A 14,828-nucleotide genomic window follows, 5' to 3' on the forward strand; every position below is an offset into this window, starting at 1 on the left:
TGATTCGCCCGGCGGCGCTGCGCTTGCACGGGCCTACGGGCTGGGTGTTCTCCCTCTCCTCGTGGGAGAGGGCCGGGGTGAGGGCATCAGGCCGCATCGTCGCCTGATTCGCCCGGCGGCGCTGCGCTTGCACGGGCCTACGGGCTGGGTGTTCTCCCTCTCCCCGTGGGAGAGGGCCGGGGTGAGGGCACCAGACCGCAGAGGAGTCAATCACTCCCCAAGCGTCGCCACCATCACCGCCTTAATCGTATGCATCCGGTTTTCCGCCTGGTCGAAGACGATACTCGCCGCCGACTCAAACACCTCGTCCGTCACTTCCATCCCGCCGTGCAGGTCGAACTCCTTCGCCATCTGCTTGCCGAGCGTAGTCTGGTCGTCATGGAACGCGGGCAGACAGTGCAGGAACTTCACGTTCGGGTTGCCGGTCAGCGCCATCATCTGCGCGTTCACCTGATACCCGCGCAGCAGCGCTATCCGCTCCGCCCACTTCTCCTTGGCTTCGCCCATCGACACCCACACGTCGGTATAGATAAAGTCCGCGCCCTTCACGCCCGCCGCCACGTCTTCCGTCAGGGTGATTTTCCCGCCGTGCTTTTCCGCCAGCGCGCTGCACTCCGCCACCAGGCTCTCTTCCGGCCAGCAGGCTTTCGGGGCCACCAGGCGTAGATCCAGCCCGGTCAGCGCCGCCGCTTCCAGCATCGAGTTGCCCATGTTGTTGCGCGCGTCGCCCGCGTAGACCAGCGTCATCTCGTTAAACGCCTTGCCCGGCAGGTGCTCCTGCATGGTCAGCAGATCCGCCAGCAGCTGCGTCGGGTGGAACTCGTTGGTCAGCCCGTTCCACACCGGCACGCCCGCATACTGCGCCAGCGTTTCGACGACTTCCTGGCCGTGACCGCGATACTGAATGCCATCGTACATCCGCCCGAGCACGCGTGCGGTATCCTTAATTGACTCTTTATGCCCAATCTGGCTGCCGCTCGGCCCTAACCAGGTAACGCGCGCGCCCTGGTCAAATGCGGCAACTTCGAAAGAGCATCGTGTACGGGTTGAGTCTTTTTCGAAGATGAGCGCGATGTTTTTACCGGTAAGCTTTTGTACTTCCTTGCCATTTTTTTTATCGGCTTTGAGTTGTGCGGCAAGAGTCAGCAGAGAGGTGAACTGTGCAGGGGTAAAGTCGAGCAATTTCAGAAAGTGTTTCATGTACAGATCAGACATTTTATCCTCGCATGGCGAACGCCACTTATTGAATTAAAATTCACTTTATATGTGTAATTATTCATTTGCAACCCCGTTTCACAAATCTTTCCAACAAAGGTGGAGGCAAACCCGTCCGTGTGTGAAAATAGAAGTATCTGCCGCACTTTAAAGAGGATTGACCCATGGCAAACCCGGAATTACTGGAAGAGCAACGCGAAGAGACGCGTCTGATTATTGAAGAACTGCTGGAAGACGGTAGCGATCCGGACGCGCTGTACACCATCGAACACCATTTCTCTGCGGATGACTTCGAGGCGCTGGAAAAAATGGCCGTGGAAGCCTTCAAGCTGGGTTACGAAGTGACCGAGCCGGAAGAACTGGAAGTGGAAGAGGGCGACACCGTCATCTGCTGCGACATCCTGAGCGAAGGCGCGCTGAAGGCGGAGCTGATCGACGCGCAGGTAGAACAGCTGATGAACCTGGCCGAGAAGTTTGAAGTGGAATACGACGGCTGGGGAACCTACTTCGAAGATCCGAACGGTGAAGACGGCGAAGAAGGCGACGACGAAGATTACGTCGACGAAGACGACGACGGCGTACGTCACTAAGCGTTTCAGGCGGTGGCACGCGCCACCGCTTTTTCAAGGCAGAACCATGGATTACCCGCAGATACTCGCCCCCGTACTCAACTTCCTCCAGTGCCCGACCCCGCAAGCATGGATTGATAAAGCCCGCGACCCGGCGAACCTGCCGCTGCTGCTCACCGACCACATGGTGTGCGAGCTCAAGGCCGCCCAGACCGCGCTGTTACTCGTGCGTAAATACGTCGCCGACGAAAGCGGTGCCGATGCGCTGCTCGACTGGCTCAAGCCCTACGAACAGTTCACCTTCCGCGACGGCCCGGAGCCGGACTTCATCGCCCTGCACAGGCAGATTGGCAAAAGCGTGATGCCCAAAACCGACGACCCGTGGGGACAGGCGCTCATCGACAGCATGGTGCTGCTGATTAAAGAGGAGCTGCACCACTTCTGGCAGGTGCGCGAGGCGATGCTGGCCCGCGACATTCCGTACGTCAAAATCACCGCCAGCCGCTACGCCAAAGGGATGCTGAAGGAAGTGCGCACCCACGAACCGCTGACGCTGATCGACAAGCTCATCTGCGGCGCCTACATCGAAGCCCGCTCCTGCGAACGCTTCGCCGCGCTGGCCCCGTTCCTCGACGACGACCTGCAGAAGTTCTATCTCTCGCTGCTGCGCTCGGAAGCGCGCCATTATCAGGACTACCTGACGCTGGCTCAGCAGGTGAGCGACGACGATATCTCACCGCGCATACAGCTTTTTGGCGAAATTGAAGCCACACTTATCTCGACACCGGACCACGAGTTTCGCTTCCACAGCGGCGTGCCGGTGTAACCCGGCATAACTCAAGGATAAGGATGCGAGATGAATAAAAAGTGGACCCGTATTGTGATTATCGTCATTGCGGCTGCCTCCGTGGCGTTCTGGGTGTTTTTCGACAGGCAGCGCGCTCCGGAACGGCAGATGGATAACGCCCTCAACGAGATGCCCGCCTGGCAGGTGATTAAGGAGCAGGAGCCCGCGCTGCATCAGCGCATCCTCGACCAGATGGCCGCCCTGCAAAAAGCGGGCGAGCCGGAGCAGCAGATTATCGACACCATCCAGCCGCAGATCCTGCATCTGCAGATGTCGCGCCTGCAAAACGCCCCGGACGCCAACGTGGTGAACTACATGACCATCAATATGGAGCAGACCGCCGCCATCCAGAAGGTGAGCGACGACGCCTGCTTCCGCTTCCTCTACCCGACGGTGAAGGGCGGCGTGAATCCGATGCGCATGCTGGATAAAGACCTGATGACGCGGCGCATGCAGGCCGACGCCGACATGATGCGCGCGGCCTACGGCAAAAACCGCCACACCGTGACGCAAGCCGAACGCGAGGCGGCTGTCGGGGATGTCCGGCCGATTATGAAGGCGCTTGCCGATAAGTACGGCGAGGATATCCAGCTGTTGGAGATGCCGGAGAAGGCGGTGGGCAAGGAGAAGCTCTCCTGCGATATGGTGCAGGACATGTGGGCGAAGGTGCTGGCGCTGCCGGAGCAGAAGGCGGCGGGGGTGATTCGGCTGGCGGTGTCTGAGCTGGACTGACGAAGGGCGCTGGTTTTTTGGGCACTTAGCGCGGGTTTAGCGTGTCGTCGCTTGCATGGCGGCGCGCGACAGGTATAATCCACAACGTTTCCGCATCCCCTTCAGTGCCGAAGTGGCGAAATCGGTAGACGCAGTTGATTCAAAATCAACCGTAGAAATACGTGCCGGTTCGAGTCCGGCCTTCGGCACCAAAAGATGCAAATCAAAGTCGCTTAAGGGCGGCTTTTTTTGTGTCTGAAATCCAGTTACTACAAGCTTTACCGTTTCTTTGCCTTTGAAAAACTTACAATTTTGTTCTAGGGGTAGATGAATCCAGTTGCGTAGGCTGCTTATATCCTTAAAGCTGTTCTTTTGAAGATGAATCAATCGATTTGAGAGTTCTTCCTAAATGCATGTTGGTTGAGAAGAATTAGTCTGATTGCCCTTATCATAAATCTTCAGAGTGTTTGGTAAACAAAACAAGAATCGATAATGTATTCTTGAATAGTTTCCAATTGTTTTTTATAAATAGATCAGGCTTCCTTTTAAGAGATGCACTATGAAGACTTTCGATACCCAACTTGCTATGAGCATTGTTTCGCATTCGACTGGCGGATTTAGCTATGACACCCTTGCTAGAGCATTGATTTCAATGGATAAAAGTGAAAACTCAACAAAATTACTCGAGAGTTGTAGGGCTTTTTGCCTTTCATTGGAAGAGCAAGGAATTTTGAGACGATGCCATAAATGCACTAACTCACAAGATGAATACTTTGAGTATGTTGCTCACTAACAATAACCAACCAAAAAAATCACGGTGAGTAGCAATTCGTTTCTTGCAACATCCCTTTTTCTGAGGTAGCTTTGGCTGCACAGTTTCAGGAGAGCGATTGTGAGTAACATCAATTTAATAACAACTTGCACAAATGGTAAAAACAGTGATGGCAAGGCTATATTGAGTTTAGCCCAGTATACCTCTGGGCAGACCCCTTCAAATGTATTGGTGAACTCTTGGTGTAATGCTTTAAATGAATCCCTAAAAACATCTGCTACAGTATGCGCAGTAGATCTGTATAAGGGGGGGCACTGGGCTACTGCTAAAGAAATATTAAAATCCTATCATATTGATTTATGGGTTATTTCTGCTGGTCTTGGCCTGCTTCACTATACTGATCAAGTCGTACCCTATAAAGCAACATTTGCGATTGGGTACGATGAATCAATACCGCTATACTCTCGTGAATATGTAGGGAAATCTTTCCATAGAACATGGTGGAAAGAATTAACAGAGAGATCTCCATTCATTTCTGAGCATCCTTCATCAATTAAAAATTTGATGAAAAAAAACAAGGATCACTATTATATTATTTGTGGTTCTCCTGATTATATCAATGCCATTGAATTAGATATCATTAATGGTCTTGAGTATCTGGTTGATTCTAAAAAGCAATTGCTAATTATTACATCAAAGGTAATTAACGACAGGCTGATGAGTTATTTATTTAAAACTAACCATGATATGGCTCAATGGTTAAAGTGCAATATGCTCATGCTAAATGTTAGTATGGCAAAGCATATTATTCGTGAGTTTACTGAAAGAGGCTTAGATAATTTAAGTGATTTTTCTCAGAGGTTATCAACAGAATTAAACGAATTGCCTGCGCGAGAAGTAAAAAAAGGAATTAGGCGTAGTTCTGAAGAAGTTGAGTTGTACATTTTGAAAATTTTGCAACATCAACCAAGTATCAGTGCAACACAGGCCCTGCGCGAGTTTCGTGACTCAGGGAATTCATTCGAGGAAAAGCGGTTCCGTGTGATTTTCAAGGGTTTGACGGGTAGTAAAGCTTGATGCCACTGGTCAGGTTTTCATGATAGAATCTTCCGTTTTTTGAGGCTTTGCAGTGGCGTCACAGGAGAGTAAGTTGTCGAAGCTTAAATATTTTTTCCCGGATAGTCAGGATTTTATCGATCCTAGTTTCGACTTCTTCCATGAAACGCGAAACGAACATCGCGTTCGCCAGCGTGACGATCATTATCCACATGAGGTATTTTCTCGGCCTTATGACGGCATGCTGGTTTCGAAAGCAGTAGTTGACGGCCTTGGCAGTGGAGAAAGTAAATATACGCGAGCCCAGCGCTTACGCTACTTCCGTAATGGCATGAAGCACTTCTTCCGCTTGCCGGAAAGTATGGAAACTATGGGTGATTGCGGAGCCTTCACCTATGTTAACCAAGATGTGCCGCCATACCGAGTGGAAGAGGTCATTGAATTCTACGAAACCTCCCGATTTAACCATGGTGTTTCTCTTGATCATATTGTTTTTGGCTATGAGAAACCTGGTGAGATATTCAGTGGAGAAGTGTTGGCTGAATGTCGTCGACGTCAGGATATCACGCTGACCTTGGCTCAAGAGTTTTTAAACAAGTCTCAAAAGTCCTGTTTCACCGCCTTTGGCGTTGCACATGGATGGAGCAAAACCTCCTACCGTCAGTCAGTAGAGGCTCTGCTGGCCATGGGATACAAAAATATCACCATGGGGGGGATGGTGCCGTTGAAAACGGCGCAGATCCTTGAGACTCTCGAAGAGATTAAGCCACTGCTGAAAAGTGATACACGTGTTCACTTGTTAGGTATTGCTCGTCCAGAGAGTTTCGCCGACTTTATCAAGTTTGGTGTGACCAGTATTGACTCGACTACACCGCTTCAGCAGGCCTTTAAAGATCGAAAAAATAACTATCATACGCCTGATGGCCCGGCCTATACCGCTGTGCGAGTCCCTCAGTTTGATGCGAATCCAAGTTTAAGCCGCAAAATAAAATCTGGTGTGATCGATCAGGATATTGCTCGGCATCTGGAAAAGGATGCCATGAATGCCCTGTTCGAATACGATAAAGGGGCTTTGTCCCTTGAGAAAACTCTTGAGGCAGTACTGGCTTATGAACGCCTGCATTCAGGTGAAAAAGAGGCCGATAAAATCCGTGCGGATTATGAACGCACACTGGGTGAACGTCCTTGGAAACAGTGCCAATGCAATATTTGCCAGGCTATCGGTATCAACGTCATCATTTTCCGCGGAGCAGAACGTAACCGTCGCCGCGGTTTCCATAATATTCAGGTGTTGTACAACCGTTTACAGCACACATTGTCATTACGCTCAGAGGAACTGTCATGAGTGAATATCGTGTTCCCGCCCTGCGAATCCGACAGGGTGAGGAGAGGCAACTCTATAGCCTTGCGATAGAAGGTAAACAGATCAGCAAAATTGCAGCGATTTCGCGTATTCGTCGCGGCGAAGAGAATTTGGTTGGCTATCAGCGTCCAGAAGTACGTAACCATATTCGCGAAATTCAGCGCTATATTGAGAGCTCAAACCCGATGATACCAAACCCGGTGATTATCGCTTTTGATAAGCGTGTGCGTTTTGAACCACTTACAGATAATGGCGACATGGGGCATCTGGTAATACCTTTCTCCGAAGATAAGGATTTTGAGAAGCCAGGATTTATAGTGGATGGTCAACAACGTACCGCTGCTTTGCGGGATGCGGAAATAGACTCGTTTATGATGCCGGTATCTGCATTTATCGCTAATGATGCAGAAGAACAGCGTGAACAGTTCATGCTGGTTAACTCCACAAAACCGTTGCCCAAAACGTTGTTATACGAACTGGCACCGCATACCCACGGTCGTTTGCCATCCGATCTGCAAATGCGTAAGTTTCCTTCACTGCTAACTCAACGACTGAACTTCGGCGAAGGTCCACTTGCAGGGCGCATCAAAACGGCGACCAACCCTGATGGGGTTATTGCTGACAACTCGATGATCAAAATGATCGATGCCAGTCTTCGTGAGGGAGCATTGTATCGCTTTCGTGACCCTGCGACAGGGTTGGGGGATGAAGGGAAGATGGTGAAACTGCTGAATAACTTCTGGTCGGCTGTGGAAACTGTGTTTACTGATGACTGGGATAAAAAGCCTCGTTATTCCCGCTTGCTACATGGCGTTGGTATTCTTGCGCTTGGCAGTTTGATGGATGAAATCGATCAGGTTCATCAGGACTATAAAGGTGAACCAGGCTGGACTGAGATCCCTTCCTATACTCGTTTTGTCGAAGAGTTAAACCGTATTAAGCCGCTTTGTGCATGGAGTAGTGGCGTGTGGAACTTCGGCACAGATGTTGATGGTCAGCCTATTGTTCGTAAATGGAATGAACTGCAAAATCTTTCAAAAGATATATCTTTGGTTACTGATTATCTTGTAACCAGCTATATAAAGACGGCAAACGCAAACATCTAAAAAAATAAGGGGCGAATGCCCCTTATTTTTTATACGTCAATACTCATGGGTTGTTGAAGACGTGCAACAAAGGCATTGAGAATCGAACCAGCACCTTTACCTTCAGGATAAATGAGATCGCGACGATGAGGCGTTATCGCATACAGTGCCTGATGTTTTGCGCTCGCAGCGGCAAAAATAAAGTAATCAGCCTGTTTTGCTAAATTGACCAGCTTATCCGTTGCGTTATGGTCATGATTCACATCTACTCTGATCCCCTGAAACAACACTTCAATCATCCCCTTGGCCCGGCGAGCAGCTCCTTCTGTCAGGGTATAAATGGCGACACGTTTGCCCGAGAGATCCGGAAGTGTTTCAGGCTCGCTATCATCGCTTCGTGCCGGTTCCGGAGGAAACGCTGAATCAGCACCAATGCCCAATACGTTGATGGCCAGACTACGCATGATGGCTCGGGTTGAGTGATCGAGGCGCGGCCATACACCAACGGCAAAAGTCTGAATATCCATCCATAGCGCGTTTCGTGTGGCGTTATCGTGCTCCGGTGCATCAAGAAACAGTTCGATCATCTCTTCAAGCGAGGTCAGATTTTTAAGTGAACTGCAGCGCTCAATAATGAGTTGCAATGTAGCAACAAAATTCTGGTATTCAGCCAGGGTGAGAGGACCTTGCAGGAAATATTCGGTTACTAGGGTCGCCAGTTTGATGTCCGCCGGACTGACGCTTTGTTCCATCGCCAGAACATCCATCCATTTCAGCCATGTTGTACTCTGCAATTGCAGCTGGTTTTTCCCCAGCCACTCGATAAAGGCGGGCATGGCGTTGCGTAGTGTTGAAAAGGCATGCGGCGGAAAATCCTGCGCCAGCAGGTGAACAAAAGCCGATTCTTGGAAGGAGGCGACTGGCCAATGCTCGCTCTCCAGCGCGACAATTTGCATCAGAGCGTTTCTATCGGCATCGGGTTCGCGCAGGCGCGAGAACCAGTTGTCCCAGCCGGTGATGCTCGCGGCAGTAAGCCGGTTGATGCTCTCAATCAGCGTTTTTAGAAGAGGGGTTTTCTGAGCTTGCTCATACAGTTGTGGATCTATCTTGCTGAGCATCTCAGCATAGCTCCCCAGCGTTTCGGCTGTGGCTGTCAACGACGTTTGTAGATAACTGGCCAGAGATTCAAGTGTTGTTGGCGGCAGCGACAACGAGACAGGAGATGAGGCTGGAGTATCGTACGCGGTGCTCTTGAGTTCGGCCCAGTGCTGTAATTCCTGAAGCCATCCTGATTTCAGCGTGTCAGGTATCATGCTGAGCAGGTTTTGTTCACCCACCAGCGCCACGCCAATCGCCCAACTTCTCCAAGAGTTAATTTCCCCTTCCTCGCTTCCTAGCAGTGGAACCTGCGTAAAAAGCGGTTGGAGGGCAAGGAAGGCTGGGCGCAAAGCCGATGGCGTCTCCTGCGTGTAGCTAAGGGCATCATGGCCCAGATAGCGGTGCTGATAAGCGGCAAGCAGCATTCTGGTCAGCGACGAGGGAATGCGCCCTCTGATCAGATCTGGCAGGTCTTGGTGGTTTAGCAGGGCATCCCAATTTTGCCATTTCCCGGCCTGCTGAAGCTCAAGTAGCAGTAGATTGCGTTTGGAGAGCAGACCGTTATCACGCAGTTCTTGCAGAAAGTCATTGCTGGCCTCCACCTCTTTTTGATTTGTTGCCAGCATGAAATCGCTAAGGATACGACCAAACGGGCGCTTGCGGGTGCGAACGAGAGATGGACGCTTTCGGAACAGGTCAATCAACTCTTTCAGGGCGGCAAAAACCCGCGTTTTTGCCTGCTTATCCTCACGTTTACCTTCCAGCAACTCAATACGAATAAACCCTGCTGGGCTATGTTCGAGCAATGCGGTTTCTGCCGTAAAAGTCGGGCCAGAAGTCGGACTCAAGTAAATTCGGCGGTCGGGCTCAACGTCAGCTGAACCAAACCGGGCATTGATAACTTTGGTGAGTTCCTGCAGGGTGCGCTCATCTTCTGCCATCGCGAAGAAAACCCAGTGTTGGCGGTCGCACCAAGGCAGAATAATGGGCCATTCACCGTCAAGCGCGCTCTTCACAAGAGGCAACAGCGCATTTTTCTGCTCAGGCGCGTAAGCACCGGGGGAGTCGCTTAGCAGTTTATCAAGGCTGAGCAAATTGCTTTCGCCAAAGAAGGCCCTAATCCAAGAGGGGATATTATTCATCACTGTCACCGAAGGTATATTGTCCACCGAATTCAATCAGTGCGTCAGAAATGAGGGTTTTGTTGCTGGAGAACAGCAAATGCTCATCGTTAAGGTTCGCACCGCTCCAGGTATAGTTCATCGAACCTTTCAGAAAGAAGTGCTTTGTTAACATGCCTTTGGCATGTAGGTTCTCATAATAGGAGCATTGCATATCATGATTCGGCGAAAGTCTTGCCTGCAGTCGCTCAACGAACACTTTGTTAAGCGTGTCCGGGCGAGTGACTATCCTGAGTGGACAGCCGTTATTCACTGCCGTCGCCAGAAGCTCCTGGAAACTGACCATTCTGGCACCCCACGACGGATCAAGAAAACTCCATTGCCCCCCGCGATTATCAATGACGTCAAAATCGCTCATCCATGGCGAGATCAGCCAGATGAGTTCAGGGTACAGGATAAGCCCACTGAACTGCGCACTCAGTACTTCCCTCAGTTGTCGCTGTCCGAGAGGTCCATGGAGAAATATTTGTCGTTGCTCTTCCATTCATCGTTCTCCTTACTGCAGGGCTTCAGCCAGTTCGACTCGCAACACGATGTTGCCGCCTCGATAGTCGACGGCCCCAATTCTCGGGTAGAGGTGCAGGCCGAAATAATCGACAGGTACCAGTTGTAACGCGGATACGGTCTGTACCACCTGTTGGCGGGCTTCCCGGGGGATCAGTAATTCAGCAAACCCTTCGCGAGAGATCGCCGTGTGGATCTGCGAAAGCCAGTCGCTGTCTGTCAAATCAATCTGCGTCGCAGGTTGCCAGAACAAGGTGCTGAGCAGCAGCCTTTCCGTGAGTTTTGGCCCGTTATCAAAGGGGTTGTAGTAGCTGAGTATCGACTGGCGGATAGTATTGCCACGCTGCCACAGCATGCCCTGAATCTGGCAAAAACGTTCGAAAATTTTTGTGACGTTCGCTCCGGGAAGTTCCTGAATTGCCTGAGTATGGGCAAAAATGTTCAGGTTAATTTCATAACCGGCTTTGGCCTCCAGCGCCCGCCATTCGCGCAGATAGTCCAGCAAGCGCCGATCGTGAGAAAGCTGGCTGCCAGGGCGAAGGATGCGGGTATGCAGCACAGACATAAAGCTGTGAGAAAGCGCAAATCCTTGTTTTTTTAGCTCAGTACGTAGGTTTACATTCGCAACCCGACGATCATGATGACTCTCCGCCAAGCGTAAATCGTTCAGCGTCTGCTGCAATGTGGTGTTTGAAGGGAGTCGCGAGAGCAGTTCGAAGAGATCGTCATCGATCTGCTCGTAGTCGCTGGCGGCAAAGCTACGAATAAACAGATTCAGCAGGGCGACCGGATCGCCGTGGAACGCTTCTTCGAGGCGGGTGATAATCCCGCAGCCCCCAGGCTCTGATTCGGTGAGCCAGATATCGAGTTGCTCCCCATCAAGAACGGCGTCAACAAGCAATCCTCTGTCGTCCACCTCAGGCAGCAACATATGGCTGGTCTGTTTTACGGCACCTGAGAAGGTGCTTATCAACAACGTCTGGAGCCACTGGCAAAAAGAGGTATTTTGGCTGAGGTCGTCAGTTAACACGGCGCTATGCGTATCAAGCATTGCAAGCAGTTCCGGCTCGTTGAACAGGCTCCTCAACTGCTGCTGTAGCTCCTGGCGCTCCGCTGAGCCCTCTCCATCTTCGTTGTTTTCAAAAATATTTTCGGCCTGGAACAGCGAATCGGCAATTGTTGCCAGCGACTCTCTGCCCTCCGGCGTGCGCAGAGCGTGAATTGCATCCGCGAGGTCTGTGCTGCTGACAATTTCTTTGGTCAGCGCCGCTATATAGCACTCGTAGATCCAGTCCGCGGTGAAACTGTCATATTCAAAACGAGCTTCACTGCTAATACAGTGGCGGAAATAGAGCGTTCTGAGAGACCCGGCTAACTTTGTATCATTCATGACCTGCTGATGCAGTGCGGAAGGCAGCGTAAAACTCAACTTCATGCCATCCACCCACTGGCGGGCACCAACTGCGACCGGGTGACCGTTTTCGACCCATCTAAAATTCACCCAGGCCTGCTGTTTGCTTTTACTCCGCAGCGAAGCGCTGGCGGCGGTGGCATAACGCGTCAGCTCAAGGGGGGTCATATGTTGATGTGTATAAAACGTGGCGGACCGCAACACTGTGCTCCATGGCCCCGCGGGGATCGCCATCGCTTCGGCATGGGCATCTGCGGAAAAGTGAGTGTGCCACGTCAACTGAGAATTACTCTTCTCCGTCAGATTCTGTTTGAAATCAAGAGCTCGGGTAAGAATTTGCAGAGGACGAATGACTTTTAGCTGCGATGCATCCGCAAGGGTTACCAGACACTCCGGCTGCCAGGTATCACCAAATGCCTCGTTGATCTCGAAATCGACGTCTGAAACCTGGTTCAGTTGCGGCACAAAATTGTTTGGCACCAGCCAATCGGCTTCCAGATCCGAATAAATGGCGTAGCGCTTGGAGATGCGGCCCGGTGCAAACTCCTTCAGGCCTTGAATAAATGGCAGATTTTCATATTTCGCAAAGCGGCGTTCAAGCTGGATGCTCAGTTCAGGCAAGTTCAACTCACTGAAGAGGGCTGCTGGAATAAACGAAGGTAGTGGTGAACGCCCCATCGATCTGTCTGCGCCGGGAATACCCATCAGCGACCACCGGGTGGTCAATTGGCGCTTCAAGGTCGGGAGCATCTCCATCATGATAGAGCGCGGCGGAGACCACATAACGCGCTGAAGTTGCGGCTCGGTTATTTTGAGCGCGTAGAATAAGTATTGTTCCAGTTCCTGCTGAGAGACATTCTTTTCCAGCACGGCGGAAATCAAAGTGAGTATGCGCTCTAGATGCCCTTGCTGCTCTTTGCTTTTGGGCGGATTGTTCAACAATGACCAGATGTTACTGCCAGGGATCTTCATGCTTAGCCAGTCCAGAGTTGCCATCGCTGCCTGCATTTTCTGGATATGGATATTGCCTAGAGGAAGCGACTGGCCCTTGATTTCCGGTGTCACCAACTCCTCATAACGTTGGTACACCACGCGATCGCGACCGAATTCTGACAGCACGACCACCATCCAGGGGCGCATGGTTCTTGAACGCCCGGCACGGCCTTTGCGTTGCAGATAAGAGGCGACATTGCGCGGTGCTTTATGCTGAATCACTACCCCGACTGAAGGATCGTTAAAGCCGACTTCCAGCGAGGCGGTTGCTACGACAATGTCGGCTTTAGGATTGACTCCAGCGTCCTGGCTGGATGTCCGCGCCACTATGGCACGATCGTGACCATCAAGAGGATGCCCTATATCGATCACCATTCGCCAATTTTGACCGGCAAGGGTCAATGCGTCGAGAGCACCACTGTTTTCGTTACGCTGAGCTGCGAGCGGAGTTTCGTTAGGCAGAAGTTGTTGTCCGCGCGTACGCCACCCTTCGGCATCGCAAAGCTGGTGGTAGAGGCGGTTATTGATATCAAGATCGTCGGTAAAGACGAAGGCTTTGCGACCCCAGGTGCCGTGCGACGCGGCTTTGCGGGTATCCATAATCCGGCGTGCCAGCATACTGGTTTGGATGGTGGTTGAGAGCAGAGCCGTTTGCGAAACGGGATCGCCCCGCAATGCCAACAGATATTCAGCCCCTTCGTCTACCATCTCCTGGAAAGCGGGCTCAATGAGCATGACATGTTTTTTGTTGGCTCCTACCAAGTCTGCGAAGAACCGCTCAGCATCGCTCAACGTTGCCGAGAGGCCAACAAAATGCGGGCGGCAGCGCGCCAGTTGCATCCAGCGACGAAGTAGATAGGCAGTTTGCGCGCCGCTGTTGCCTGAATAGGTATGGACCTCATCGAGCAAAACTACCGGCGGTGCAATTACGTTCATGCCGACGCCGAACAGATGGCTGGCCTTGTTGTTGCCTAGATGCTGGTTGAGCATTTCAGTGGTGGTAAACAAAATATCCGGTGGGTTATTCATCAATGAGACGCGGGTGAGCACCACTTCATCTTCACCCACGCTGTGCGTGCAGTGCGTACAGCGCAAGATCTCTTTGCCCTGACGGATATCTTCCGCTTTCCAGCGCATTTCGCCTTGGCATTTTGGAGTGCTGCAGCGTAGCAGATCAAAAGGAAGATCTTTGTCTTTATCAACGTACTGGATGCTGTACGGCGTATCGCCAAAGAATGAGCCAATGCGGATTTTTCGCCCTGAAAGTTTCTGTGCCTGGGTATCCACTTCACGGCATTTTACCCAAGTCTCCATAAACTGATCTTTAAGCAACTCTTTACGCGGATAAAGAGCCAGTGAGCGAACCCGCGCCGAGCAATCGCGTTGCAGATCGTTGATAAGTGACGTTAGAGCAGGCAGATAAAACGCCAGGGTTTTACCGCTGCCAGTGCCAGCACATACGATGGTGGCGGTTGCTTCTTTGGCGTGTGGGTGGCGGCTGTGAAAATCCCATGCCCTCAGGATGCGCGCCGTCGCCTTGGACTGAAAACCGGCTATGGAGAAATCACCGATAAGCGTTTGCAGGGCCTGACGTTTAATGTCGTTCATCCACTCAACGTCGGACCATTGATTCAGTACCTCTTCAGCCGGATGTATCCTTGCCGGGTAACTGCGCGGGCGGCGTATAAAGCGATAGTCAGCCACCAGCGACCGCGTGCGATTCAACTGCTGGCCGCGAAACCACTGGCGCTGATGGCGAAACAGATGAACAGATTCCGCCATACGAGTGCGATAAAGCCTCATTCCCTGAGTATTGGGGATGCTAAATAACATCGCGGCGTCTTGAAGATCCTGCATCAGCACTTTGCCATTATCATCAGGAAAATGGTGGGCAAACAGGGACAGAATATCCGCATCCGTAAAGGCACCTTCCGTGTCTCCCCAGACTAGCAACTCGGCTTCGCGCCCTTCGAGCACGTCCAGCGCCGCATGCAGACGACATATATCCTCAACAGTCATGTCA

The 14,828-nt window shown here is 51.5% G+C and carries 11 protein-coding genes and 1 tRNA gene; 7 read left to right on the forward strand and 5 right to left on the reverse strand.

All coding sequences use genetic code 11. The annotated features are described in order from the left end of the window. Positions 1-210: 210 nt before the first annotated feature. Both argF and argL read right to left on the reverse strand, forming a co-directional pair. On the reverse strand, positions 211-1,215 hold the full coding sequence (gene argF, locus ACOT0L_RS20090) for an ornithine carbamoyltransferase (protein ID WP_126503184.1): 1,005 nt from the start codon (positions 1,213-1,215) through the stop codon (positions 211-213). Then, complete coding sequence (gene argL, locus ACOT0L_RS20095) at positions 1,197-1,280, reverse strand: putative translational regulatory protein ArgL (RefSeq protein WP_221765951.1); 84 nt, start codon at positions 1,278-1,280, stop codon at positions 1,197-1,199. The genes argF and argL overlap by 19 nt, the downstream gene beginning before the upstream one ends. Positions 1,281-1,379: 99 nt before the next feature. Here argL and rraB point away from each other — a divergent pair, with 99 nt between their 5' ends. The 7 genes from rraB to dbpB all read left to right on the forward strand — a co-directional run bounded on the left by rraB (position 1,380) and on the right by dbpB (position 7,639). Next, complete coding sequence (gene rraB, locus ACOT0L_RS20100; RefSeq protein ID WP_017694625.1) at positions 1,380-1,805, forward strand: ribonuclease E inhibitor RraB; 426 nt, start codon at positions 1,380-1,382, stop codon at positions 1,803-1,805. Between the two features lie 46 nt (positions 1,806-1,851). After that, positions 1,852-2,610 carry a tRNA isopentenyl-2-thiomethyl-A-37 hydroxylase MiaE gene (miaE, locus tag ACOT0L_RS20105; protein ID WP_022646893.1) on the forward strand — a complete coding sequence of 253 codons (759 nt, stop codon included), beginning with the start codon at positions 1,852-1,854 and terminating at the stop codon, positions 2,608-2,610. A gap of 30 nt (positions 2,611-2,640) precedes the next feature. Further along, positions 2,641-3,363 (forward strand): topoisomerase II, encoded by a 723-nt coding sequence (locus tag ACOT0L_RS20110; protein WP_126503182.1) that lies wholly within the window; start codon positions 2,641-2,643, stop codon positions 3,361-3,363. A gap of 106 nt (positions 3,364-3,469) precedes the next feature. Beyond that, positions 3,470-3,554 (forward strand) — tRNA-Leu (locus ACOT0L_RS20115). 680 nt (positions 3,555-4,234) lie between these two features. Then, positions 4,235-5,191 (forward strand): hypothetical protein, encoded by a 957-nt coding sequence (locus ACOT0L_RS20120; RefSeq protein WP_260473315.1) that lies wholly within the window; start codon positions 4,235-4,237, stop codon positions 5,189-5,191. 73 nt (positions 5,192-5,264) lie between these two features. Beyond that, positions 5,265-6,515 carry a tRNA-guanine transglycosylase DpdA gene (gene dpdA / locus ACOT0L_RS20125; protein WP_032682229.1) on the forward strand — a complete coding sequence of 417 codons (1,251 nt, stop codon included), beginning with the start codon at positions 5,265-5,267 and terminating at the stop codon, positions 6,513-6,515. Beyond that, the gene (gene dbpB, locus ACOT0L_RS20130; RefSeq protein WP_023295837.1) at positions 6,512-7,639 is read left to right on the forward strand and encodes a DGQHR domain-containing protein DpdB; all 1,128 of its coding nucleotides are present in this window, start codon (positions 6,512-6,514) and stop codon (positions 7,637-7,639) included. Before dpdA ends, dbpB begins: the two co-directional genes overlap by 4 nt. 29 nt (positions 7,640-7,668) lie before the next feature. Here the strand turns inward: dbpB and dpdD are convergent, their stop codons facing one another. From dpdD to dpdJ, 3 genes are read right to left on the reverse strand one after another with little or no spacing between them, the layout of a single operon-like run. Next, positions 7,669-9,858 (reverse strand): protein DpdD, encoded by a 2,190-nt coding sequence (gene dpdD, locus ACOT0L_RS20135; protein ID WP_126503179.1) that lies wholly within the window; start codon positions 9,856-9,858, stop codon positions 7,669-7,671. Continuing rightward, positions 9,851-10,381: a phospholipase D-like domain-containing protein DpdK gene (gene dpdK / locus ACOT0L_RS20140; protein ID WP_016538299.1), complete on the reverse strand. Its 531-nt coding sequence runs from the start codon at positions 10,379-10,381 to the stop codon at positions 9,851-9,853. Before dpdK ends, dpdD begins: the two co-directional genes overlap by 8 nt. Before the next feature lie 12 nt (positions 10,382-10,393). Next, the gene (dpdJ, locus tag ACOT0L_RS20145) at positions 10,394-14,824 is read right to left on the reverse strand and encodes a protein DpdJ (protein ID WP_126503177.1); all 4,431 of its coding nucleotides are present in this window, start codon (positions 14,822-14,824) and stop codon (positions 10,394-10,396) included. Positions 14,825-14,828: the final 4 nt, after the last annotated feature.

The sequence above is a fragment of the Enterobacter cloacae complex sp. XAL002 genome, from assembly GCF_049236805.1.
Taxonomy (GTDB): Bacteria; Pseudomonadota; Gammaproteobacteria; order Enterobacterales; family Enterobacteriaceae; genus Enterobacter; species Enterobacter intestinihominis.

Bases quoted from the DNA above. Each gene is read 5' to 3' on its own strand.
- dpdD (WP_126503179.1), bottom strand. From the start codon at position 9,858: ATGAATAATATCCCCTCTTGGATTAGGGCCTTCTTTGGCGAAAGCAAT.
- rraB (WP_017694625.1), top strand. From the start codon at position 1,380: ATGGCAAACCCGGAATTACTGGAAGAGCAACGCGAAGAGACGCGTCTG.
- dpdK (WP_016538299.1), bottom strand. From the start codon at position 10,381: ATGGAAGAGCAACGACAAATATTTCTCCATGGACCTCTCGGACAGCGA.
- dbpB (WP_023295837.1), top strand. From the start codon at position 6,512: ATGAGTGAATATCGTGTTCCCGCCCTGCGAATCCGACAGGGTGAGGAG.
- ACOT0L_RS20110 (WP_126503182.1), top strand. From the start codon at position 2,641: ATGAATAAAAAGTGGACCCGTATTGTGATTATCGTCATTGCGGCTGCC.
- argF (WP_126503184.1), bottom strand. From the start codon at position 1,215: ATGTCTGATCTGTACATGAAACACTTTCTGAAATTGCTCGACTTTACC.
- miaE (WP_022646893.1), top strand. From the start codon at position 1,852: ATGGATTACCCGCAGATACTCGCCCCCGTACTCAACTTCCTCCAGTGC.
- dpdJ (WP_126503177.1), bottom strand. From the start codon at position 14,824: ATGACTGTTGAGGATATATGTCGTCTGCATGCGGCGCTGGACGTGCTC.
- argL (WP_221765951.1), bottom strand. From the start codon at position 1,280: ATGAATAATTACACATATAAAGTGAATTTTAATTCAATAAGTGGCGTT.